Below are 22781 nucleotides of genomic sequence, written 5' to 3'. Positions count from 1 at the left end.
TTCAAGAGGCTTTGACGACGATGGCCGTGATGTTGTCGGGGGCGCCCCGGGTCAGTCCCAGATGCACCAGGCTGCGAACCACCTGATAGGGGTCGGTGTGGCCTAGTACATCGCGAATTTCGTGGTCTTCGGCGGTCTTGTTCAGGCCGTCACTGCACAGCAAAAAGGTGTCGCCCGGCAAGATATCCAGATGTGTGATCGCCAGATCCAGCGCATCGTCGACACCGATAGCGCGCGTAACGATGTTGGCACGCGGGTGTACACGGGCTTCGGCTTCGCTAAGCAACCCGCTGTCCTGTAAGCCCTGGACGTAACTGTGGTCGCGGGAAATACCCTGCAACTGACCGTCACGCAGACGGTAAAGACGGCTATCACCGGCCCACAGGCAAACGCCCTTGCTGCCTTGCACCGCCAGCGCAACGACCGTGCTGCCCATCATGCTCACCGCACGCCGAACGGTTTCTTCGCGCACGGCCGCATTGACCTCGACCAGCGCTGCGCGCAGCGCCAGGGTGTACGTCGCTAACGTGTCCGAGGGTGATGCACGACGCAAGCTGTCGACGATCAGGCTGGCAACGTAATCCCCCGCTGCGTGCCCGCCCATACCGTCCGCGACCGCCCACAGGCCATTTTCAGGCAGCTCCAGAAACGCGTCTTCGTTGATCTGCCGCACCATGCCCACATGGCTGTAGCTGGCGCTGCGGTATTGAATGTGTTGAGCGAATGCAGGCATCTAGATCAACGCCCCTTGTCCCAGCAGATAGCTGCCGAATTCCCTGGATTCAGGCAGGCCCTGACAGCGCATGAGTCCTGCCGCGATGTGCTGTGATCCGTTGCCCCACCAAAGGCTGGCCCGCGTGCACGCCAGTTCAGCCAGCACGCGCTGACGGGTTTGCGGGTCGGTGGTGTCGGTCCGCTGCAGACCGGCAAAGTGGCTCACTGGCTCGGCGCTGATCGTCGGCAGGCATCCCAGGGCTGAAAGGCCGTCCTCAAAGGCTGAAAAATCAGCATCAGGCTCCAGGGTCGCCAACATCAATGCTTCGACGTGATCAAACCATTGCTGCGGCGCACTCACCAACGCGGCCAACGACTGGCCTGGCTCGATCACCTGCGCCACAGTGAGCGGAAAATAGCGCCCCACCCGATCAATGCTGGGCATCAACACCCCGGCCAGAGCCTGAGGGCCACAGACACCCGGTGCCACGACAAAACGCCACAGTGGGCTGACCAAATAAGCGTTAAGCCACGCTTGGCCCAATTGCTGCTGGCTGACCTGCAGCCCCGCCGAAAGCCAGGCATCCCAAGGCTGAATGAAATGCTGCGCCAGGCCACGACTGACGAAGTCGCCGCGGCTGGCCAGCTTGCCGTAAAAGCCCGGCGTGGTCATAACCGCTCCGGCAGGCTGAAGCCGCTCAACACTCGGCTCTTGAACGGATTGAAGGCGCTGTTGGCGCGCAGCTCATACGAGATGCTGGCGCTGTCGACCCGCAAACGTAAGTTGAAACGGTCGGGCGAACCGGCTGACACCAGATCCGACTGTTCCAGCAGACGGAACCACGCCCACGGACCGTCCAGCGTGATACCGGAACGACCACTGGCCGCCGGGGAGAAATCGACAGGCGCACGACGCCGATGCTGCCGGCGTTGGGCCATTGCATCGCGACGGCGCGGCTAGGGCCGTGGTCATAACTGATTTGCTGGCCGTCCAGATCAAGCAAGAACTGGGTGATCGAGGCGTCCATCGCCACCGGTTTGAGTTCGAAGCGCACCGAAGGCTGCACACCACCGGAGCGGAAGAATGCGTCGCGAATCGCCGCAGCACGCTGGAAGGTTTGCAACACTGACGCGTTGATGCCCAGTTTCTGAGCAGCGCCCGGCTGCCAGCGCCAAGCCGATGCCGAGGTGTCCACGTAGTCCTGCAGGTATTTGCGGAAATAGTTATCCATCACCCCGCCCACCCCGAAGAACTGACCAAAGTCATCCAGCGTGGCATCGCGCACACTGCCCGGCGCCAACGGATAGCGACCGCTCAGTGACTGGCGATACACGTTCACCACATCACTGATCCAGGCAGCGTTCAGTTGATTGCGCACCCCGCCCATCATGGTGTTGGTGGTGGAACTGACCACCGATTTGACCAGTCCCTTGACCACCGGCGGCTCACGATCCGCGGTCAGATTGACCCGCGTGGCCGCGGCGCTGGCGGAGTTTTTCGCTTCGCCCAGCAGGGCCTCACCGCTGGCGCCCGCCATGGCGCTGACCTGTACGTAGAGCGCATTCATGTCGGCCAACAGGCCGTCAATCGCGGCTGGCTCACCCTCGCCCTTGCTGACGAACGCATTGAGTTCGGCAAAATGGATGCTGACCGGGTCTTCTGCCACGACAGCGGCCACGGCATTGCTGGCTTGCTCCCGGCCCAGCATCGAACCGAGGCGCTGCTTAAGCTGATCGACGCCACCGTCGACCTTCCTGGCCTGCTCGGCGATGAGCTTCTCGCCTTGTTGCAGGTTGGTTTCGTTGGCCACTGCCACCAGCAGTTTTTTCAGCGGTGAGGTGGGGCCGGAAATCACCCGCAAGACGTCAGAGGCTTGAGCGACACTGGTGATGGGCACAAAGTCGAGGTCTGCAAGCAACGCATCCCACTCGCGCTGGTAATCCTGAAAGTACAAACGGCGCACATCTGCGGCCAGGCTGGCGACGTTCTGTTGATCAGCACGTTCCAGCCCCAGCACCCATTGCTCTTCGGCCAGCGTCCCGGCTTGGCTCAAGCTGGTCGCCAGGAACGCATCGCGATAACCCTTGGCCGTAAAAAGCCGCTCAGTGGCGCGCTCAACGGCTTGCCGCTCTTGCGGGCGAACACAAGCACGGCATCGCGCCCGGCGGCTTCGCTCACACGGAAGTCGGTGACGCCGTCCGGCAGCTTCTGGCGCTTGACCCGGTCATAAACGCGTTGCGCCACGGGCAGTTGTTGCAACTGACGGCGCAAGTCGTCGATCAGCCGCTGGTCCAGTCGCGCATTGGGTGGATGACGCTCAAACAAGGCCTGCAAATGCTCGCCCAGTGCCTGGCGCTGATCGGGCGGCAGGTCACGCGGCAGGCTTTGGTCCCAGTCCAGAGTGACCCAGGCCTTGATGAAGTCCGGATCGTAATGCTCGCTGTCGGCGAGCATCAGATACGCCTTGAGCCCTTCGTAGAGAAAGTCCGAGCTGCCGCCGCTGTGCAGTTGCTCTTCAAGCCGGGTGACCAGTCTCGGCGCGAAGACCGCAATCAGCAGCTTGCGGTACACGCTGCCGGATTCAGCCTGCAGCATGTCGCCCTGATACAAACCCAATCCCTGCGACATGCCAGGGGCATCGCCTGCCAGGTTGCGCACCGCATTTAGCAGTGGCAACACCGCCAACACATCGCGCTGCGCGGGGCTCAGGCTTTGTACGCTTTGTCCCAGTGGCGCGACCTTCTGATCGACCTGGGCGATATAGGCCTGGTTGGCGCGGTAACTGATCACCCACAGCGTGCTGACCAATACCACCACCGCAACGGTGGCGGCCAATGCAGCTCGGGCCAGCCATTTGCGCCGACGTTCGACCTTGGGGTTTACACCCACCAGCCCACGCTCGGCGAACGCAACCGCCGTGAACAGCTTTTCAATGAAGTAGCTGCGACCGGTGCCGGTCTGTCGCGCCAAGTGCTGACGGTCCAGGCTCATGCTCTGGGCCATGGCTCCGATCAGTCGGTCAATCGGGCTGCCTTCCTGCGTACCGCTGGTGAAATACACCCCGCGCAGCAATGCACGCTCTTCAAACGCGTTGGGTTTGAACACACCGTCGAGGAACGCTTGCAGGGTGTCTTTGAGGGCCCCGAACTGCTGCGGAAAACCGTAGATCAGGTCACGCCGTGCCGGATCACGCTCTTGCTGCAAGCGCTCGACCAGACGCGCGTTCAGGCGCTGCTCAAGCAAGGCGAACTCGTCAAGAAAATGCCCGATCGGCCCCTCTGCGTTTTTGGGATTGTCCAGTGCGAAGGTCATGCCCCACACCTGCGCGCGCTCCTCTTTGCTCAAGGCATCGAAGAACTCCATGAAGCCCGGCACCAGGTCGAGTTTGGTCAGCATCACGTAGATCGGGAAGCGCACGCCCAACTGGCTATACAGCTCCTGAATACGCAGGCGAATGGCTGCCGCGTGAGCCGCACGCTCGGCTTCGCTGCCCAGCAGCAGATCAGACAGACTGATCGCAATGAACGCACCGTCGATGGGGCGGCGTGAGCGCTGCTTTTTCAGCAGGTCGAGGAAGCCCAGCCACGCGGCCTTGTCGACCTGTGCGTGACTGTCCTGGGTGGTGTAACGGCCTGCTGTGTCCAACAGCACGGCTTGGTCGGTAAACCACCAGTCGCAGTTGCGCGTACCGCCCACGCCACGAATCGCACCGGCGCCCATCTGCGCTGCCAGCGGAAAATGCATCCCGGAATTAACCAGAGCCGTAGTCTTGCCCGCACCGGGTGGACCAATGATCACGTACCACGGCAGCTCATACAGGTTGCGCCGCTCATCGCCACCCAAGCGTGCGTGCTTGAGCAGCTTTAGCGCCTCATCCATGCGTTGGCGTAGCGTGGCCAGCTCTTCGGCGGTGGCGACGCTGGCAGGGTCCGGCGCCGTTTCAGCGGCCAGGCTTTGCATCACCTGCGCGGCATTGCGACGCGCCTGGATGATGCGAAACACTCGCCAGGCGATCCAGACGGCGAACAGCACAATGATCAGTGTCCAGCGCCGTCCTTCGGACATCAGTACGTCAAGCAGCGGTCCAACAAACCAAATGATCAGGCTGAGGGCAATCAGACCCAGAACAGGCACGACCCAGCGAACGATAAAACCGAGAAACGCCTTCACTCAACCCCTCCGCCAACACAGTGATTTCAACGCGGCGATTCTTCGCCCGTCCTTCGGCTGTTGCATTGGGCGCCACCGGCGCGGTGTCGCTGCGACCTTCGGCGGAGAAGCGCTCAGGCTGGCCTGTTTTGGCTGCCAGGATTTGCAGCACTTGCTCGGCACGGGCCTGAGACAGCGCCCAGTTGGACGGGAAGCGCAACGTGGCAATAGGCCGATTGTCGCTGTGCCCGGTGACTCGCACCTGGCCTTTGACTTTGCGAATGGCATCAGCAATGCGCAGCATCAGAGGCTGGTAGTCGTCGACAATGGTTGAGCTTGCCGAGGCAAATAATTCGTCGCCGCGGATGGTCACCACCGAACGATCCACCGCATCTTCCACCGCCACGCGATTAGCCTTGATGTCCTCAGCCAAAAAGCCCGCCAGGCGCGGGCGCTCTATGACTTTAGGCTGCACCACGGCCGGGGTGATGGCCTGCACGGGGATCTCGCCCAGTGCATGAATATTTTTGAAGACCGGCTCTGCATCCGACGCAAGCTTGAGGCGCAAGCCGAACAACAGCAGCAGCAACAGGGCCACGCCGATGGCGGCAGCGACCCAGGGCGGCATGAACTGCGACAGGCGATCACGCGCCACGGTCACGCCTCGCCAATGCGGCGATAACTCGCGCTCGATCTCACCGCGCGCCGTACGAATCGCTGCACTGGTGCGCTCGCGCAAGGCATCAAGCTGGCTACGGCCATCCTTCATCACGCGGTAGCGGCCTTCAAAGCCCAGGCACATGCACAGGTACAACAGCTCCAGCAGATACAAACGCTCGCGGGGCGTCTGCAAGCAATGCTCCAGCAACTGAAAGACCTTCTCACCGCCCCAGGCTTCGTTGTGCACGGTGATCAACAGGCTCTGTTTGCCCCACTCACTGGCGCTGCCCCACGGTGTGCTCAGCACGGCTTCATCCAGCGCGGTGCACAACGCATAACGCGCCAGCAGGATGTCGTTGCGCGCCACCTCGGCCGCCTGCGCACGCTCCTCAAACTGGCGCAGGTACGCCAGCAGTTGCGCGCGCAAACTGGCCGGGGCCGGGTGGGCAATGGTGCTGCGCAAGCGCGTGAGCAATGCCAGCAGCGGACCGGCTGCGGCCTCCAGTGGGTTCAGGCCCTGCGACTTGCCAGTTGGCAGAGGGGCCGCCGCTACAGAAAGCGGTGGCGGCGGCTCACTGCGCTCTGCAGGTTGCGGATCGCGGCCACCGGGGCGCGGCATGAACTGCGTGCGGTCGTTGGCCGGCGTGCCAGGGCCAAAAGGGTCATCGTTGGAAGACATCGCGGTTTATCCTCGGATCGCCCAAAAAGCCAGGTTCAGGCCCGGGAATTCACCGGCCACATGGAACGCGAAACCACCCGAATTCATCAGCTCTTTCCAGTGCTCGCTGCCCCGGTCGAGTTCGTAATACGTGGACCCCGCGTGGAACGGAATCTGCCGTGGCGCCACCGGCAGAGGCAGAAGACCAATGCCTGGCAACTGCAAATTGACCATGTCGCGGATGTGCTCCACCGAGCCAACTTTGCTCTGCTGGCCGAAACGCCCGCGCAACGCTTCGCTGGGCATGTCGGCCCGCACCACCAGGATGAAGCTGGCGCTGTCGATCAGGTTACGGTCGGCGAGCATGGCCACATGAATGCCGTAGGCTTTTTCAACGATCGGAATCGGTGTGGCCTTGCTGTCGATCAACATCGACAGTGCCTCACGCAATGCCAGCATCACCGGCGCAAAACTTAGGGCCAGGTCATCATGCTGGTAGCGGACAAAGGCTTGCGGGCGACGCCCTGCATTGGAAAAGGTTGCAAAGTCGCCCGCCAGGCTCACCAGCTCGCTGTATAAGCGCTCAGGGTGCAGCGGTGTCAGTTGGCTCAGGTGATTGATCAACGGCTGCGCGCGATTGACCAGCTGCAGCAGCAAGAAGTCCGCAATTTCCGAAGCGCCACCGGCACCCGATGCGACCACCCGGCCGGCAAGCGCTTCACCGCGCTGATGGAGGAGGCCACACAACTCACCCAGAAAAGCCGCGAGCAACCTGGACGCCGCGACGTCAAGCACGGGCGGGATGTAGGCCTCATCAAGGACCAACGCCCGGTCAGCTCGTTTTTCTTTTACCAGCGCCAGGCCGATCGCTGCATAGTCGCTCAAGCCGTCACGCTCAGTGACCAGACGCAAGGCCCTCGCACCAACCGCTACCGGCGCGCGATTTTCAAACGGCGCATTGTCGTCGCGCACTTCGCGCACCTGGCTGACAAAGCGCGCACCCGCCAGTGCTTCGCCTTCATCAACCGTGTCACGCTGGCCAGCGCGCTTGAGCGGCAACGCCAGATAAACCAGACCATCACGCAGGTTGTCGTCGATGTTCAGGGGCTGGGCGCCAGGTCATCGTGGGGAATGTTGAACGGGGTACCATCGGGCAACAAGCCGCGCGCCGAGACAATCGCCAACTTGCCCTGTGCCAAAAGTCCCTGGTCCAGCAACAGCTCGGAAAGCCCCCAGGCCCCGGCCGACAGCGGACGGCTGCGCGCATCAATGAGGTTCTCCAGATAGCGGTCATGCTGCTGAAAATGCTGTGTTCCAATGAACATGCCTTCCGACCAGACCACACGATTGTTCCAGGACATGGGTTCTCCGATTGCCTATTGGGCGGGACGAGTTGGGGTGGCGGCCGGAGCGCTGGTCACAGCGCGGGCATCAAGACCGATCTGAAACGCACCGACCTTGCGTGGTGCGACAGTGACAACCGTGCGCCACTGGGCCTGATCGATCTCGCGGTAGCCGACCACCAGTCCGATCTGGCGCGTGGTGCTGTTGAGGTCGCGAGAAAGGGTCAGCTGCTGCCCCGGCTGGACCAGCACTTCGTCCTGATCAATCAGGTCGGCACCCAGCGTTGCCTGGGCACGCTCGGCCAACGCGAAATAATCGGCGCGCAAGAAACTGGCCGTGTTTTTCAATTCAAAGATACGCACGCGCACAGGCGCCGGCTGGCCGTTGGCGCCAGGATTGAGTCCAGCGACGGCGTTGAAGTGCAGCTCGACGGTTGCCGCATCCGCTGCCTTCTCAGGCGCGTCGGCGGACGGTGGCGTCTGCCCGTTTTTGGCGCAACCTGCCAACAACAACGCGATGGACGCTGCCATTACCACTTTTCCAAACATCCTGCGTCCTCATGACGTGCTGACTGTATTTCCGTTTTTTCCGGGTGCCGCTGCGCTTCAGGATCGCCGCTGTCGGGTGCTGTGCTCTTCGTAGGCGCGGCTGAACTCACGTCCGAACAGGTCTTGAAAGTCTTCTTCTGCTTCGCGGGAGATCTGCGCATACAGTTCGGTGAACTGCTGCCAATTCTGCGCGTGACGCGAACCGAACAGGTTCGACAGGGCGCCGGGCTTGCCCATACGCGCCTCAAGCCGGGAGGGTTCGAAACGTTTGAGCAGCGCGTTGATCGCCGCCTCCACACCTGCCATCACCGCCAACTGGTGCGCACGCAGATCATCAAAGCTGTCAGCAATGGCGAGGTCCGGCGACATAAACGCATGATTGCCGTGGCGCAGCAGCAACAGCAGTGCCTCATCAACATTCGGCGCAAACTTGAGCGGGTTGTTTTCCACCGGGCTGATCATGGTCTGCTGCATCCGGAACTCGCCTTTAAGGCTGCTGCGGGCACGCAACACATCGATCAAGCCTTCCACCATCAACCGATAGCTGCGACCGATCGACTCCATCTGGGCCTGGGCTTGCGCCGGGTCGATGCGCAACTGGTCGAGCCCTGCCCCGCGCAAAAAGCGCGAAGAAGGTCTGCACCACCGCCGATCGCGGGCGGCACCAAGGGCTCAACGCGCTCGACAGCAGGCAACTGCACCGGATCTGGTTCAACGGTGAACACCGGGGGCACGTCAACAGGCACGACCGGCACCACAGGCGCAACGGCCAACGGCGGTAGCTGCGGCTGCGGCTGCGCGGCGACGTCGGACAATAAGTCCCAATCCTCAGGGATGACACTCGACGCCGACGCGGGCGTGATAAGGGGCGCACTAGGTGCCTGAGGGATAGGGGGCGAAAATCATGACGCTCGACCGGGACGTGATCCGATTGGGTCGCAGGTGGAACACTGGCCGGGGTCAGAAAATCGAACAGATCGGGAAACGTGTCCTGCGCAGCACCGCCTTTAAAGTGGGCCGTCGCAGGGGGCGTTGCTGATGGGGGCTGGGCTGTTCTGGCGCCCCATCAGCGCGTCAAAGCTGCTGGAGGCCTCAAGGCCGAAGGGGTTGGAGTCGGCCAGCGTCAAATCAGCATCAATACGCGCGCCAATTTCGTAGTCGCCGATACGGATAACTTCGCCGTCTTCAAGCCATTCGCTATTGCCGCGACGCAGTCGAATACCGGCCTTGACCAACTCGACACCATTAGTGCTGTGGTCGGTCAAATAGTACCGACCGTCTTTGAACTGAATAACGCAATGTTTGGCAGACACCAAGCGCTCAGGGTCAGGCAGTACCCAGTCGTTTTCCAGACTACGGCCAATCGAAATGACCCCTTTGTCCATCGACTTCTCGGGGAGTTGTCCGGGGGTTATTTTGTGATAGCTGGTAATAGTCAGACAGAGCGACACTGCGCCTCCTTGCTTACACTTCGGACCACGGTTCGAGGCCCAGCTCCCTAAGACCCAGGACCGAATATTGTGAGAAGACGCTCAATAAAAGTGAAATAAAGACCAGTTTCTGGCTTTTTCGCAATTTTAGACACAGTTGAATGACAGTCGTCCACAGGTCGACCTTGCGTTCATCCATCCTGCGGTCTGTATCACATACGATCCAAAGGTCGTATAGCTTACCTTGACAAAGGGTAAGTTCCACACCAAAAATGACATCCGTTTAAAGACAGATGATGCCTATGTGGCATCACTGGTTTTACAACGCCGCATTTGCTCCCCCTTGCTCTAATTAAAATTTTTATTGCTCTGATGTGCATGCGACCGATAAGGAGATCGATTTTGGTGGATGTTCCGTTGTTGCTCGCCGCTGTGTCTGCGGACTCTCCCTGTGGCGAGGACCTGGAATACGACGCTGATTTCCTGCAATTGGAACGCGACGCTCAAGGGAAGCCTGAGCGCTCCATGGGCGACGCCGTGCAACAGGCAGAGCCGCCGAACTGGCGACTGATCGAACAGTCCAGCACCACCCTTCTTCAGCGCAGCAAAGACCTTCGCGTCACTCATTTCCTGCTACAGAGCGCTTTGGCCCTGGACGGCTTTGCCGGGCTGGCCAACGTACTGACCCTGATCAATGATCTGCTCGGCCAATACTGGGCCACCCTGCATCCGCAACTCGACGCCCAAGACGATAACGATCCCACCGTGCGCATCAATGCGCTGGCGGGTATCGCTTGCGAAGCCAACGTTCGGTTGCTGCGCGAGAGCCTGCTGGTCCGTTCACGCACCTTCGGTTCGATCAGACTGCGCGCAGCCCTGAATGCCAGTGGTTTGCAGACCTTCAGTGACGAGCACCTCAAACCCGAAGAGCTGGCCGGCGCGCTGCGTGACAGTGACCCCGAGCAACTGAGCGCCCTTCGCGCAGCGTTGCAGGAAGCTCACGACGCTGCAGATGCCATCGAACAGTACGTCTCGCAACAAGTGGGCTCGGCACAAGGCGTGGATCTTTCCCCCTCAAGCAGCCGCTTAAACAGGCGTTGCATATTCTGAGTGAATACGCACCGGCCTTTGCTGAAGGCCACTCACCTTCCCCAGAGACTATCGACGCTCAGCCTGAGGCCCAAACGGCAGCAGCCCCCGTCGCTGCGCGGGGCAATGCAGAGATCGGTAACCGCGACGATGTCGTGCGCAGCCTTGATCGCATCCTTGCCTACTACGCACGTCATGAGCCTTCAAGCCCCTTGCCGATGTTGCTTGGCCGCGCCAAACAGCTGGTCAACGCTGACTTTGAAGCGATCGTGCGCAACCTGATTCCCGACGGTATGTCCCAGTTCGAAAACCTGCGAGGGCCCGACGCCGAGTAACGCTGCTCGCCTGCATCGCGAGCCCGCCCCGGCCAGGACCCCGCAACCCCGTTACCGGCCAATACCGATGACGCCAATTACGTCGCAGCAGCGACCAGGAGGAGCAACGTGGCGAACACCAGTTCTCAGAAATTCATTGCGCGCAACCGCGCACCGCGGGTTCAGATCGAATACGACGTTGAGCTGTACGGCGCAGAGAAAAAGGTCCAGCTGCCTTTCGTGATGGGTGTCATGGCGGATCTTGCCGGCAAGCCTGCCGAGCCTTTGGCCGCTGTAGCGGACCGTAAGTTTCTGGAAATCGACGTCGACAATTTCGACTCACGCCTCAAGGCGATGCAACCGCGAGTCGCGTTTCACGTGCCCAACGAGCTGACCGGCGAAGGCAATCTGAGCCTGGACATCACCTTCGAAAGCATGGACGACTTTAGCCCTGCCGCCGTGGCGCGCAAGGTCGACTCGCTCAGGCAGTTGCTCGAAGCGCGCACTCAGTTGGCCAACTTGCTGACCTACATGGATGGCAAGACCGGCGCAGAAGAAATCATCATGAAAGCGATCAAGGATCCGGCCCTGCTCAAGGCGTTGGCCAGTGCGCCAAAACCCCAGGACTCCGAGCCGAAAGCCTAATCAGGACGAACGATCATGACCGAATCACTGCGTGATAATCAGGCCCAGTCAGGCCGTACCGAAGAAGCCAACGAGTTCGCCTCGCTGCTGCTGCAAGAGTTTAAACCCAAGACCGACCGTGCGCGCGAAGCCGTCGAGACGGCTGTTCGCACTTTGGCTGAGCAGGCCTTGGCACAGACCGATCTGGTCTCCGACGACGCCATCACCTCGATCGAAGCGATCATCGCCGCCATCGACGCCAAGCTCACCGCTCAGGTCAATCAGGTCATTCACCACCCCGAATTCCAGCAGTTGGAAAGCGCTTGGCGTGGCTTGCACTACCTGGTCAACAACACTGAAAGCGATGAGCAGCTGAAAATCCGCGTGCTGAACATCGCCAAGCCGGAGCTGCACAAGACCCTGAAGAAATTCAAGGGCACGGCGTGGGATCAAAGCCCGCTGTTCAAAAAGATGTACGAGGAAGAGTACGGACAGTTTGGTGGCGAACCTTACGGCTGTCTGGTAGGCGACTACTACTTCGACCAGTCGCCACAGGACGTGGAACTGCTGGGCGAGCTGTCCAAGACGTGCGCAGCCATGCACGCGCCGTTCATTGCTGCGGCCTCGCCGACCGTGATGGGCATGAGCTCGTGGCAGGAGCTGTCCAATCCGCGTGACCTCACCAAGATTTTCACGACGCCTGAATACGCAGGCTGGCGCTCGCTGCGTGAGTCCGAGGATTCGCGTTACATCGGCCTGACCATGCCGCGCTTCCTGGCCCGTCTGCCTTATGGCGCCAAGACCGATCCGGTTGAGGCCTTCGCCTTCGAAGAAGACACCGACGGCGCCGACAGCGCCAAGTACACCTGGGCCAACGCAGCCTATGCGATGGCCGTCAACATCAACCGCTCGTTCAAACACTATGGCTGGTGCTCGCGGATTCGTGGCGTGGAGTCCGGCGGCGAAGTTGAGAACCTGCCCGCGCACAGTTTCCCGACCGACGACGGCGGCGTGGACATGAAGTGCCCGACCGAAATCGCGATCTCGGATCGTCGCGAAGCGGAACTGGCCAAAAACGGTTTCATGCCGCTGCTGCACAAGAAGAACACAGACTTTGCCGCATTCATCGGTGCTCAGTCGTTGCAGAAGCCGGCCGAATACGACGACCCGGACGCCACCGCCAACGCCAATCTGGCCGCTCGCCTGCCGTACCTGTTCGCCACCTGCCGCTTCGCTCACTACCTCAAGTGCATCGTGCGGGACAAAGTCGGCTCGTTCAAAGGCCGCGATGAAATGCAGCGCTGGCTGCAAGACTGGATTCTGAACTACGTCGACGGTGACCCTGCGCACTCCACCGAAACCACCAAAGCCCAGCACCCGCTGGCGTCCGCGGAAGTGGTAGTTGAGGACGTTGAAGGTAACCCGGGTTATTACACGTCGAAGTTTTACCTGAAGCCGCACTATCAGCTTGAAGGCCTGACGGTGTCGTTGCGTTTGGTCTCCAAGCTGCCGTCCGCTAAAGGCGCCTGATCACCTTTTCATCGTGGGCACTGACTGGCTCGCGCTCATAAAGATCCACTTTGCTCAACGGGCTGATCTCGACGACGAGGCAGCCCGGCACCCCAAACAGTGGCAGCCGCCACTTCAGGAGAAAACATGGCTGTTGATATCTTCATCAAGATCGGCGACATCAAGGGCGAGTCCATGGACAAAGCCCACAAGGAAGAAATCGATGTGTTGAACTGGAGCTGGGGCATGTCCCAGTCCGGCAACATGCACGTCGGCGGTGGCGGTGGTGCTGGCAAGGTCAATATTCAAGACCTGACCATCACCAAGTATGTCGATAAATCCTCGCCAAACCTGATGATGCACTGCGCCAGCGGCAAGCACGTCGACAAGGTCACTTTGGTGGTGCGCAAGGCCGGCGGTGAAAGCCAGGTCGAGTACATGAAAATCGACCTGGAAGAAGTGCTGATCACCTCCCTGCACACCGGCGGCTCAGGCTCGGACGACCGTCTGACCGAGAACGTGACCCTGAACTTCGCTCAGGTCATGGTCGAGTACCAAGAGCAGAAAGCTGACGGTTCCAAACAAGGCGGCCCGATCAAGTTTGGCTGGAACATCCGTTCGAACACCAAACGCTGATATGACGCACGCGCCCTGCCAGGGATGGCGGGGCAAGGTTCTGGGAACTGCCATGATGAAAAAGAGTGCGTTGTTTGCCTTGGGCATATTCAGCATTGCAGCTTGCGCCGATCCCGCGCCCTCTGACAGCCCAGGCCTTGTTCACGCGAGCTTCGCTGGAAAAAACGTGAGTTTGATTAACGACAACGGGCGTTGTGCTCTGAGCCTTTCCGCCGCGCAATCCATTGCGCTGGATATGATATGGCCCTGCCGATTCAGCGAAGACCGACAGAAAAACGTGCGAGTGGAATCCTACCGCCAAGCGCAAGTGCTGATGGTAGAACGTAGCGAGCACCTACCTCCACCCAGCAAGGACTGTGCGACAGATCTGCAAGCCATTCGTTATTTCAAGGGCAGGGTGGAAGTTGCGCCCGTGAGTCAAATCGCTGCGTGCGGACCCGGCTATTGGGATCAGAAAGCTCTGATCTGGGATTTCGACTGGTGAACGACCTGACCCTGCGCGAGCGCCTGCAACCTTCGCTGCTCGACCGGCTGACGGACGATGAGCCCGGCAACCTTCAGGAAGGCACCGACAAGCGCGTTTTGTCGCTGAGCCAGCTGAAAGCGTCGGTCATGCGTGATCTGACCTGGCTGCTCAACAGCACGTCATTGCTGGACGCTGACACCACACTGAATACGCCCGCGGGCACGTCAGTGATCAATTACGGCCTGCCTGCGCTGGCGGGTAACACTGCGTCGAGCATCGACGTGAGCGTTCTGGAAGGCCTGATCTACCAAGCCATTGCCACTTATGAACCGCGCATTTTGCGCAATACCTTGCGTGTACGAGCACAGACCTTGCCGGATCAAATGAACCACAACGCGCTGAGCTTCGAGATTGAAGGCGATCTGTGGGCCCAGCCTGTGGCCTTGCCCCTGTTACTGCGCACTGATCTGGACCTGGAATCAGGGCATGTTCAGGTCGTGCCTGCCCAGCAACGGAGGCGCACATGAATCCGCGCCTGCTGGAACTCTACAACCAGGAACTGCAACACGTGCGCGAAAGCGCGGCAGAGTTTGCCAAGGAATACCCCAAGATTGCCGGGCGCCTGACGCTGTCAGGTATCGACTGCGCCGACCCTTATGTCGAGCGCCTCCTGGAAGGCTTTGCGTACCTGACCGCCCGCGTGCAGCTCAAGCTGGACGCCGAGTACCCGACCTTCACGCACAACCTGCTGGAAATCGCCTACCCGCACTACCTGGCGCCCACGCCGTCGATGACCGTGGTGCAGATGCAGATCGATCCCGATGAGGGCTCGCTCAACAGCGGCTTCAACTTGCCACGTGGCAGTGTCCTGCGCGCCACATTGGGTCGCGACTCGCAGACGCCATGCGAATACCGCAGTGCCCACAACGTCACCCTGTGGCCGCTGAAAGTCAGCCAGGCTGAATACTTCGGCAACCCCGCAACCGTATTGGGCCGCTTGGCGGCGGCCGAACCCAAGGCCAAGGCCGGGTTGCGCATTGTCCTGCGCAGCGGCGCCGAAACGCCGTTCAACAGCCTGACCCTGGAAAACCTGCCGCTGTACTTGAACGGCGCCGATGAGCAACCGTTTCGCCTCTACGAGCAGTTACTGGGCAATGCCTGCGCCGTGTATGCCCGCCAGCCCGGTGCCGACTGGGTCGAACGCCTGCCAAGCGAGGCTATTAAGTCGTGCGGTTTCGATGACCGTGAAGCAGCCATGCCTATCGTGGCGCAGGCGTTTCAAGGCTATCGGTTGCTGCAGGAATATTTCGCACTGCCCCAGCGCTACCTGTTCGTTGACTTCACGCATCTGGGGCGCGCCGTCCAACGCTGCACGGGCCAGGAGCTGGAGTTGATCGTGCTGTTCGATCGCCTCGATCAAAGCCTGGAAGGCAGCGTTGGCCCGCAGCAATTTGTGCCGTTCTGCACGCCTGCAATCAACCTGTTTTCACGCCGCGTCGACCGGATTCACTTGTCAGACCGGGTCAGCGAGCACCATGTGATTGCCGACCGCACCAGGCCGATGGATTTCGAGATTCATTCGTTGACCAGTATCACCGGCCACGGCACGGGACCCGAGCAACCGTTTCTGCCGTTTTACGCGGTGCGTGACCCGTCACGCTATGGCCGCAACCAGGCCTATTACACCCTGCGCCGCGAGCCGCGCGTGTTGTCCAGCGAGCAGCGGCGCAATGGGACGCGCTCCAACTACGTCGGCAGTGAAACATTTGTGAGCCTGGTGGACCCCCAGCAAGCGCCGTATCGCCATGACCTGCGCCAGCTCGGCGTGACAGCCTTGTGCACCAACCGCGACCTGCCGCTGTTCATGAACGTGGGCGGTGGCATGACCGACTTCACGCTGGCCGACAGCGCCCCGGTGACGTCGATTCGCTGCCTGGCCGGACCCAGTCGTCCGCGTGCCAGCCATGCCCACGACCAGAAAGCCTGGCGCCTGATCAGTCAGTTGTCGCTTAACTACCTGTCGCTCAGTGAAGAAGGCCAAGGCGCAGCAGCCCTGCGCGAACTGCTGCGGCTGTACGGCGACAGCAACGACAGCGCCCTGCAATTACAGATAGAAGGCCTGCGCGAGGTACGCAGCAAAGCCTGCACACGCCGTCTGCCGATGCCTGGGCCGATTGTGTTCGGGCGTGGTCTTGAGATCACGCTGGAGTTCGACGAGAACGCCTTCCGCGGCACCGGCGTGTTTGTCCTAGGCGCCGTTTTTGAGCGCTTTCTGGCGCGCTATGTGTCCATCAACAGCTTTACCGAGACCGTGATTCGTACCAGCGAACGCGGCGAGATCATGCGATGGAAAGCCAATCCCGGCCGTCGTCCGACCCTGTGAGTACGCTCACGGACATGCACGATGCGCCGTGGAAGTACGACTTCTTCCAGGCAATGCGGCGGATCGAGTGTGAGTCACCGCACCTGCCACGCTTTGGCCATTCTGTGCGACTGGCCGATGACCCTTTGCGGCTGGGACAGCAGCCCGAGTGTGCGTTTGCACCCTCGACACTGGCGGCGCTGACGCCTGCCGAAGACGGCAAGGCCGCGCGCCTGGAGCAGTTTTTCTTTGGCCTTGGTGGGCCAAACGGTCCGCTGCCGCTGCACCTGACCGAGTATGTGCGCGATCGTCAGCGCAATAACGCTGACAGCACCAGCAAACGTTTTCTGGACGTGTTCCATCACCGCTTGCTGAGTTTGTTTTACCGAGCTTGGGCCGAAGCCAGGCCAACCGTTAGCCACGACCGGCCAGACGACGATTACTGGTTGGCGCGACTGGCGGCGCTCAGTGGTCGCGGCATGCCGAGCCTGCTGCGCCAAGGGCTTATCCCTGATACGGCCAAGCTGCACTTCAGCGGGCATCTGGCGGCTCAGACTCGCTACCCCGACGGCTTGAAAGCCATTCTTGAGTCGTACTTTGGTCTACCGGTGGAGATCGAGGAGTATGTGGGCCAATGGCTGGAGCTGCCCGAACGCAGCCGCGTCTCCGTCAGCGCCAATCAGTTGGGTGTCGATTTTTGTCTGGGCAGCCACGTGTGGGACCGCCAACACAAATTCCGTATCCGCGTCGGTCCGCTCAAGCTCGATCAATACATGGGCATGTTGCCCGATGGCGAACCGTTTAAACACTTGGTCGCCTGGGTTGCGGAATACCTGGGGCATGAACTGGACTGGGACCTGAACCTCATTCTTGAACAACCCCAAGTGCCCAAATTGCAACTCAACGGCCAGTTTCGCCTGGGTTTCAACACGTGGCTGGGCCAGCCAGCACGAGACCCACGGGACCTGATTCTGGCCCGCCATTACGCCGACCTGACGCGCTGCGCGCAGCCGCTGTCGGCCCACTCTTCAGACTCTTACGCAGGAAGCACAGCACATGGGTGAAATCAGTCGGGCAGCGCTTTTTGGCAAACTGAACAGCGTCGGCTACAAGGCCATCGAAGCCGCAACCGTGTTCTGCAAGCTGCGGGGCAACCCGTATGTAGAGCTGGCGCACTGGTTTCATCAGTTGCTGCAATTGCAGGACTCGGACCTGCACCGGATCATCCGTCAGTTCAACGTCGAGCCCGCGCGCCTGGCCCGCGACCTGACTGAAGCGCTGGACCGACTCCCGCGTGGCTCGACGTCGATCACCGACTTGTCTTCGCATGTCGAAGAGGCCGTCGAACGCGGCTGGGTGTATGGCAGCCTGATGTTCGGCGAAAGCCAAGTGCGCACGGGCTACCTGCTGCTGGGCATTCTCAAAACCCCGAGCCTGCGCAATGCGCTGCTGGCCTTGTCGGCCGAGTTCGGCAAGCTCAAGGCCGAGACCTTGAGCGAGCGCTTTGACGAGTACGTCGGTGACTCCCCGGAAAACGCCCTGAGTGCAAACGATGGCTTTATGGCAGGTGCAACACCGGGCGAAGCCAGTGGTGCCATCGCCCCTAGCGCCATGGGCAAGCAGGAAGCGCTCAAACGCTTCACCGTCGACATGACCGAGCAGGCCCGCAGCGGCAAGCTTGACCCGATCGTTGGCCGCGACGATGAGATTCGGCAGATGGTTGACATCCTCATGCGCCGTCGGCAGAACAACCCGATTCTCACCGGTGAAGCGGGCGTAGGTAAAACAGCGGTGGTCGAAGGGTTCGCGCTGCGCATCGTGGCCGGTGACGTGCCGCCCGCACTCAAGGACGTTGAGCTGCGCAGCCTGGATGTCGGCCTGCTGCAGGCCGGCGCGAGCATGAAAGGTGAATTCGAACAGCGCCTGCGTCAGGTCATTGAAGACGTTCAGGCCTCGCCCAAGCCGATCATCCTGTTCATCGACGAAGCCCACACGCTGGTGGGTGCTGGCGGCGCGGCAGGCACCGGCGACGCCGCCAACCTGCTCAAGCCTGCGCTGGCTCGCGGCACCCTGCGCACCGTGGCCGCTACCACCTGGGCTGAGTACAAGAAACACATCGAGAAAGACCCGGCCCTGACCCGCCGCTTCCAGGTGGTGCAAGTCGCAGAACCTTCTGAAGACAAAGCATTGCTGATGATGCGCGGCGTGGCCTCGACCATGGAGCAGCATCACAAGGTGCAGATTCTGGACGAAGCGCTGCAGGCGTCGGTCAAGCTGTCCCATCGCTACATTCCTGCGCGGCAGTTGCCGGATAAATCCGTCAGCCTGCTCGATACCGCCTGCGCACGGGTTGCCGTGAGCTTGCATGCCGTGCCTGCGCAGGTCGATGACAGCCGTCGGCGCATTGAAGCGCTGGAAACCGAGTTGCAAATCATTGCTCGTGAACACGCCATTGGCATCGCCACCGGGACACGACGCAGCCACAGCGAAACGTTGCTGAGCACTGAGCGCGAGCGCCTTGCCGAACTGGAAGGCCGCTGGAGCGAAGAGAAAACGCTGGTAGACGAACTCCTCGCCACCCGCGCCGAACTGCGAGAAGGCGCTGGTGTGGTGGACAGTGATACCGGTTCTGAACAGGGCGATGCCTTGCGTGAAAAACTGGTTGACCTGCAAACACGCCTCAGTGCCCTGCAAGGCGAAAGCCCGCTCATATTGCCAACCGTGGACTACCAGGCCGTCGCCTCGGTGGTTGCCGACTGGACCGGGATCCCCGTTGGGCGCATGGCGCGCAATGAACTGGAAACCGTGCTCAAGCTCGACCAGCACCTGAGCAAACGCATCATCGGTCAGGACCACGCGCTGCAAATGATCGCCAAGCGCATCCAGACCTCGCGCGCAGGCCTGGACAACCCAAGCAAACCGATCGGCGTGTTCATGCTGGCCGGTACCTCGGGTGTCGGCAAGACCGAAACCGCGCTGGCGCTCGCCGAAGCCATGTACGGCGGTGAGCAGAACGTCATCACCATCAACATGAGCGAGTTCCAGGAAGCGCACACCGTTTCCACCCTCAAGGGTGCACCGCCCGGCTATGTCGGCTATGGCGAAGGTGGCGTGCTGACCGAAGCAGTAAGGCGCAAACCCTATAGCGTGGTGCTGCTGGACGAGGTGGAAAAAGCGCACCCGGACGTGCACGAGATGTTCTTCCAGGTCTTCGACAAAGGCGTAATGGAAGACGGCGAAGGCCGCGTGATCGACTTCAAGAACACCTTGATTCTGCTCACGACCAACGCGGGCACAGATCTGATTTCACGCCTGTGCAAAGATCCACTCAACGTGCCGAACCCGGACGACATCGCCACCGCACTGCGCAAGCCTCTGCTGGAGATTTTCCCGCCGGCGCTGCTCGGACGCTTGGTGACCATCCCGTATTACCCGCTCAGCGACACCATGCTCAAGGCCATCACCCGCCTGCAACTGGAGCGCATCAAGAAGCGCGTGGAAAGCACGCACAATGTGGCCTTTGAGTACGACGACGCTGTGGTCGATTTGATCGTTTCTCGCTGCACCGAAACCGAAAGCGGCGGGCGGATGATCGACACCATTGTGACCAACACCCTGCTGCCGGACATGAGCCGTGAGTTCCTCACGCGCATGCTCGACGGCAAGCCAATGGAGGCGGTACGAATCGGTGTCAGCGATCAGCAACTGGATTACCACTTCAGCGATGTCGGTTGAGCGTTATTAATCCGTGTAGGAGCGCGCTTGCCCGCGAATGCGATCGGTCTGAGATGACTGCATCAGCTGACCCAGCCCATTCGCGGGCAAGCGCGCTCCTACAAGGGCCATCAAGTCATTGAGATAACCCATGCAGTTCAAGCAACTCACCCGCCTCGCCCAAGTCAGCAGCCCGCTGGGGCCCGATGTTTTGCTGCTCAAACACATGAGCGGCGGCGATGAGCTGGGGCGTATGTTCGATTACGAATTGCAGCTGACATCGAACGACGCGGCCATTGACCTGAACCAGTTGCTGGGCAAGCCCATGAGCCTGTCGCTGCAGCTGATTGACGGCAACGAGCGCTATTTCCACGGGCTGGTTGCGCGGTGCAGCCAGAACGTCGATGCCGGTCAGTTCGCCAGTTATCAGGTCACGCTGCGGCCTTGGCTGTGGTTGCTGACGCGCACCTCTGACTGCAAGATTTTCCAGCACCAGAGCATTCCGCAGATCATCAAACAGGTGTTCCGCGACCTGGGCTTCTCCGACTTTGAAGACGCCCTCAGCCGCCCCTATCGCGAGTGGGAATACTGCGTTCAGTACCGGGAAACCAGCTTCGACTTTGTCAGCCGCTTGATGGAACAGGAAGGAATTTACTATTTCTTCCGTCATGAAAAAGACCGTCACGTATTGGTCCTGGCTGACGCTTATGGCGCGCATCAACCGGCGCCTGGCTATGAGTCTGTTCCCTACTACCCACCGGACGGTCAGCACCGCGAGCGCGATCACCTCAATGACTGGCGGCTGGCGCAGGAAGTCCAGCCGGGCTCTCTGGAGCTTAATGACTACGACTTCCAGCGCCCCGGCGCTCGCATCGATGTGCGCTCGGCCATGCCACGACCTCATGCGGCAGGCGATTATCCGCTGTATGACTACCCCGGCACGTACGTGCAAAGCGAGGACGGCGAGCACTACGCCCGCACGCGCATCGAGGCGATTCAAAGCCTGCACGAACGCGTCGAGTTCAGCGGCAATACACGCGGACTGGGATCGGGGCATCTTTTCAGCATGACCGGCTTCAGCCGCCCGGACCAAAACCGCGAATACCTGATCGTTGCCGCCAGCTACATGATCAGCCAGGAAAGTCTGGAAACCGGCACCAGCGGCGCAGGCCTGCAGTACGAAAGCGCGATGTCGTGCATCAGCGCGCAACAGAGCTTCCGGCCACTGCCCAAGACCGTGCGCCCCATCGTCAAAGGGCCGCAGACCGCACGGGTGGTCGGCCCCAGCGGCGAAGAAATCTGGACCGACCAGTTTGGCCGGGTGAAGGTGCATTTCTACTGGGACCGTCACGACCAGTCCAACGAAAACAGCTCGTGCTGGATTCGTGTATCGCAAGCCTGGGCGGGGAAGAACTGGGGCTCGGTGCAAATCCCGCGCATCGGTCAGGAAGTCATTGTCAGCTTCCTCGAGGGCGACCCCGACCGCCCGATCATCACCGGCCGCGTTTACAACGCAGAACAAACCGTGCCTTACGACCTACCCGCCAATGCCACGCAAAGCGGGATGAAAAGCCGGTCAAGCAAGGGCGGCACGCCTGCGAACTTCAACGAAATCCGCATGGAGGACAAAAGAGGGAGTGAGCAGCTGTACATCCACGCCGAGCGTAATCAGGACATCGTCGTCGAAGTGGACGAAAGCCACTCGGTGGGGCACGACCGGAACAAGAGCATCGGCAACACCGAGACGGTGACGATTGGGCTCGACCGACTGCGCGCCGTGCAGCACGACGATGTTTTGCTGGTGGGTTCGAGCAAGACCGACAGCATTAGCCGCAGCTACCTGATCGAGGTCGGCGAAAACCTGCGTCTGGTCTGCGGCAAGAGCGTGCTTGAGCTCAATGCCAGCGGGCAGATCAACCTCACTGGCGTGCAGTTCAACTTCAACACCGAGGGCAGCGCCGAGATCAACACGGGCGGCCATCTGCACCTGAACATCGGCGGCGGGCCGGGTGCCACGCCTGACGGCCAAGGCGAAAAAGGCAGTATCGACGCAGCCGTCAAAGCCATGTTCCCCGAGCCGAAATCCGGCCAGTAAACACCTTATTCGAGAGAAATCGCCGTTATGAAGTACCGCATCAACGAATTCCAGTTCGCCCTGCCGGATAGCGCGTTGCAGGACGCCTCGATCAACATCCTCAAGTTTCCCGCGCTGGGCACTTCGCTGATCGTCAGCCGCAGTTTTCTGGCGCAAGACGAAACCCTGCACAGCAACTTCGACGCCCAGCTCAAGCGCCTGGAACAGCAGGTAAAAGAGCTGCGTTATCAGCCAGCGCTAGCCATTCGAGTCGGCGCCGCGCAGGACATCGAGGCGCTTGAGCTGCGCAGCCAGTTCAGCAAAGGCGAGGAGATGGTGTTCCAGTATCAGCTGGCGTTGGTGCTGCCCGGCACGCGCAAGATGCTCGCCCTCAGCTATGTAAAGGCGCAGCCGCTGGGCGAGCCCGAAGCAAGGCATTGGGCGACGATCAAACAGTCACTGCAGTTCGACGGTATTTAATGAGCGCCG

The 22781-nt window shown here is 60.8% G+C and carries 14 protein-coding genes and 5 pseudogenes; 11 read left to right on the top strand and 8 right to left on the bottom strand.

The annotated features are described in order from the left end of the window. Position 1 precedes the first annotated feature (1 nt). The 8 genes and pseudogenes from JN403_RS05350 to tagH (JN403_RS25285) all read right to left on the bottom strand — a co-directional run bounded on the left by JN403_RS05350 (position 2) and on the right by tagH (JN403_RS25285) (position 9525). Positions 2 to 733, bottom strand: coding sequence for a protein phosphatase 2C domain-containing protein (locus JN403_RS05350; RefSeq protein WP_205485943.1), 732 nt, complete (start codon positions 731 to 733; stop codon positions 2 to 4). Next, positions 734 to 1387, bottom strand: a complete 654-nt coding sequence (tagF, locus tag JN403_RS05345; RefSeq protein WP_205485940.1) for a type VI secretion system-associated protein TagF — start codon at positions 1385 to 1387, stop codon at positions 734 to 736. Then, positions 1384 to 4885: pseudogene (tssM, locus tag JN403_RS25760) on the bottom strand (type VI secretion system membrane subunit TssM). The gene tagF and the pseudogene tssM overlap by 4 nt, the downstream one beginning before the upstream one ends. Positions 4886 to 4889: 4 nt before the next feature. Continuing rightward, a pseudogene (locus tag JN403_RS05335) lies at positions 4890 to 6203 on the bottom strand (DotU family type VI secretion system protein); the annotation flags it as partial. Positions 6204 to 6209: 6 nt separating this feature from the next. Beyond that, positions 6210 to 7543, bottom strand: a pseudogene (gene tssK / locus JN403_RS05330) (type VI secretion system baseplate subunit TssK). Between the two features lie 15 nt (positions 7544 to 7558). After that, positions 7559 to 8074: a type VI secretion system lipoprotein TssJ gene (tssJ, locus tag JN403_RS05325; protein ID WP_205485935.1), complete on the bottom strand. Its 516-nt coding sequence runs from the start codon at positions 8072 to 8074 to the stop codon at positions 7559 to 7561. Between the two features lie 57 nt (positions 8075 to 8131). Further along, a pseudogene (tagH, locus tag JN403_RS25290) lies at positions 8132 to 8712 on the bottom strand (type VI secretion system-associated FHA domain protein TagH); the annotation flags it as partial. Positions 8713 to 9081: 369 nt separating this feature from the next. After that, on the bottom strand, positions 9082 to 9525 hold the full coding sequence (gene tagH / locus JN403_RS25285) for a type VI secretion system-associated FHA domain protein TagH (protein ID WP_240356822.1): 444 nt from the start codon (positions 9523 to 9525) through the stop codon (positions 9082 to 9084). A 384-nt stretch (positions 9526 to 9909) separates the two neighbouring features. On the opposite strand from tagH (JN403_RS25285), the pseudogene tssA reads away from it, so the two are divergent. The 11 genes and pseudogenes from tssA (at position 9910) to JN403_RS05265 (ending at position 22772) form a co-directional block, all read left to right on the top strand. After that, positions 9910 to 10928 (top strand): annotated as a pseudogene (gene tssA / locus JN403_RS05315) (type VI secretion system protein TssA). A 108-nt stretch (positions 10929 to 11036) separates the two neighbouring features. Then, positions 11037 to 11552 carry a type VI secretion system contractile sheath small subunit gene (gene tssB / locus JN403_RS05310; protein ID WP_205485926.1) on the top strand — a complete coding sequence of 172 codons (516 nt, stop codon included), beginning with the start codon at positions 11037 to 11039 and terminating at the stop codon, positions 11550 to 11552. Positions 11553 to 11567: 15 nt separating this feature from the next. Beyond that, positions 11568 to 13061, top strand: a complete 1494-nt coding sequence (gene tssC / locus JN403_RS05305; protein WP_205485909.1) for a type VI secretion system contractile sheath large subunit — start codon at positions 11568 to 11570, stop codon at positions 13059 to 13061. A 126-nt stretch (positions 13062 to 13187) separates the two neighbouring features. After that, positions 13188 to 13676, top strand: a complete 489-nt coding sequence (locus JN403_RS05300) for a type VI secretion system tube protein Hcp (RefSeq protein WP_205485900.1) — start codon at positions 13188 to 13190, stop codon at positions 13674 to 13676. 52 nt (positions 13677 to 13728) lie between these two features. Next, on the top strand, positions 13729 to 14160 hold the full coding sequence (locus JN403_RS05295; protein WP_240356820.1) for a hypothetical protein: 432 nt from the start codon (positions 13729 to 13731) through the stop codon (positions 14158 to 14160). Then, entirely contained in the window at positions 14154 to 14669 is a 516-nt protein-coding gene (gene tssE / locus JN403_RS05290; RefSeq protein ID WP_205487231.1) for a type VI secretion system baseplate subunit TssE, read from the top strand. Before JN403_RS05295 ends, tssE begins: the two co-directional genes overlap by 7 nt. Further along, complete coding sequence (tssF, locus tag JN403_RS05285; protein WP_205485898.1) at positions 14666 to 16525, top strand: type VI secretion system baseplate subunit TssF; 1860 nt, start codon at positions 14666 to 14668, stop codon at positions 16523 to 16525. Before tssE ends, tssF begins: the two co-directional genes overlap by 4 nt. Beyond that, positions 16489 to 17568: a type VI secretion system baseplate subunit TssG gene (gene tssG, locus JN403_RS05280; RefSeq protein ID WP_205485889.1), complete on the top strand. Its 1080-nt coding sequence runs from the start codon at positions 16489 to 16491 to the stop codon at positions 17566 to 17568. Before tssF ends, tssG begins: the two co-directional genes overlap by 37 nt. Then, on the top strand, positions 17561 to 20239 hold the full coding sequence (tssH, locus tag JN403_RS05275; protein WP_205485879.1) for a type VI secretion system ATPase TssH: 2679 nt from the start codon (positions 17561 to 17563) through the stop codon (positions 20237 to 20239). The genes tssG and tssH overlap by 8 nt, the downstream gene beginning before the upstream one ends. Before the next feature lie 130 nt (positions 20240 to 20369). Next, entirely contained in the window at positions 20370 to 22313 is a 1944-nt protein-coding gene (locus JN403_RS05270; RefSeq protein ID WP_205485871.1) for a type VI secretion system tip protein VgrG, read from the top strand. A gap of 27 nt (positions 22314 to 22340) precedes the next feature. Beyond that, on the top strand, positions 22341 to 22772 hold the full coding sequence (locus JN403_RS05265) for a DcrB-related protein (RefSeq protein ID WP_205485870.1): 432 nt from the start codon (positions 22341 to 22343) through the stop codon (positions 22770 to 22772). The last annotated feature ends 9 nt before the right edge of the window (positions 22773 to 22781 follow it).

It is taken from the genome of Pseudomonas sp. 15A4 (assembly GCF_016925575.1).
In the GTDB taxonomy this organism is placed as follows: domain Bacteria; phylum Pseudomonadota; class Gammaproteobacteria; order Pseudomonadales; family Pseudomonadaceae; genus Aquipseudomonas.
Note: the sequence above shows the minus strand (reverse complement) of the source record. Positions and strands in the feature narration are given on the sequence as shown.

Excerpts from the sequence above, each read along its gene's own strand:
- tssH (WP_205485879.1), top strand. The coding sequence starts at position 17,561 with ATGGGTGAAATCAGTCGGGCAGCGCTTTTTGGCAAACTGAACAGCGTC.
- JN403_RS05270 (WP_205485871.1), top strand. The coding sequence starts at position 20,370 with ATGCAGTTCAAGCAACTCACCCGCCTCGCCCAAGTCAGCAGCCCGCTG.
- tssJ (WP_205485935.1), bottom strand. The coding sequence starts at position 8,074 with ATGTTTGGAAAAGTGGTAATGGCAGCGTCCATCGCGTTGTTGTTGGCA.
- JN403_RS05300 (WP_205485900.1), top strand. The coding sequence starts at position 13,188 with ATGGCTGTTGATATCTTCATCAAGATCGGCGACATCAAGGGCGAGTCC.
- tssC (WP_205485909.1), top strand. The coding sequence starts at position 11,568 with ATGACCGAATCACTGCGTGATAATCAGGCCCAGTCAGGCCGTACCGAA.
- JN403_RS05295 (WP_240356820.1), top strand. The coding sequence starts at position 13,729 with ATGATGAAAAAGAGTGCGTTGTTTGCCTTGGGCATATTCAGCATTGCA.
- JN403_RS05265 (WP_205485870.1), top strand. The coding sequence starts at position 22,341 with ATGAAGTACCGCATCAACGAATTCCAGTTCGCCCTGCCGGATAGCGCG.
- tssG (WP_205485889.1), top strand. The coding sequence starts at position 16,489 with ATGGAAAGCCAATCCCGGCCGTCGTCCGACCCTGTGAGTACGCTCACG.
- JN403_RS05350 (WP_205485943.1), bottom strand. The coding sequence starts at position 733 with ATGCCTGCATTCGCTCAACACATTCAATACCGCAGCGCCAGCTACAGC.
- tssF (WP_205485898.1), top strand. The coding sequence starts at position 14,666 with ATGAATCCGCGCCTGCTGGAACTCTACAACCAGGAACTGCAACACGTG.
- tagF (WP_205485940.1), bottom strand. The coding sequence starts at position 1,387 with ATGACCACGCCGGGCTTTTACGGCAAGCTGGCCAGCCGCGGCGACTTC.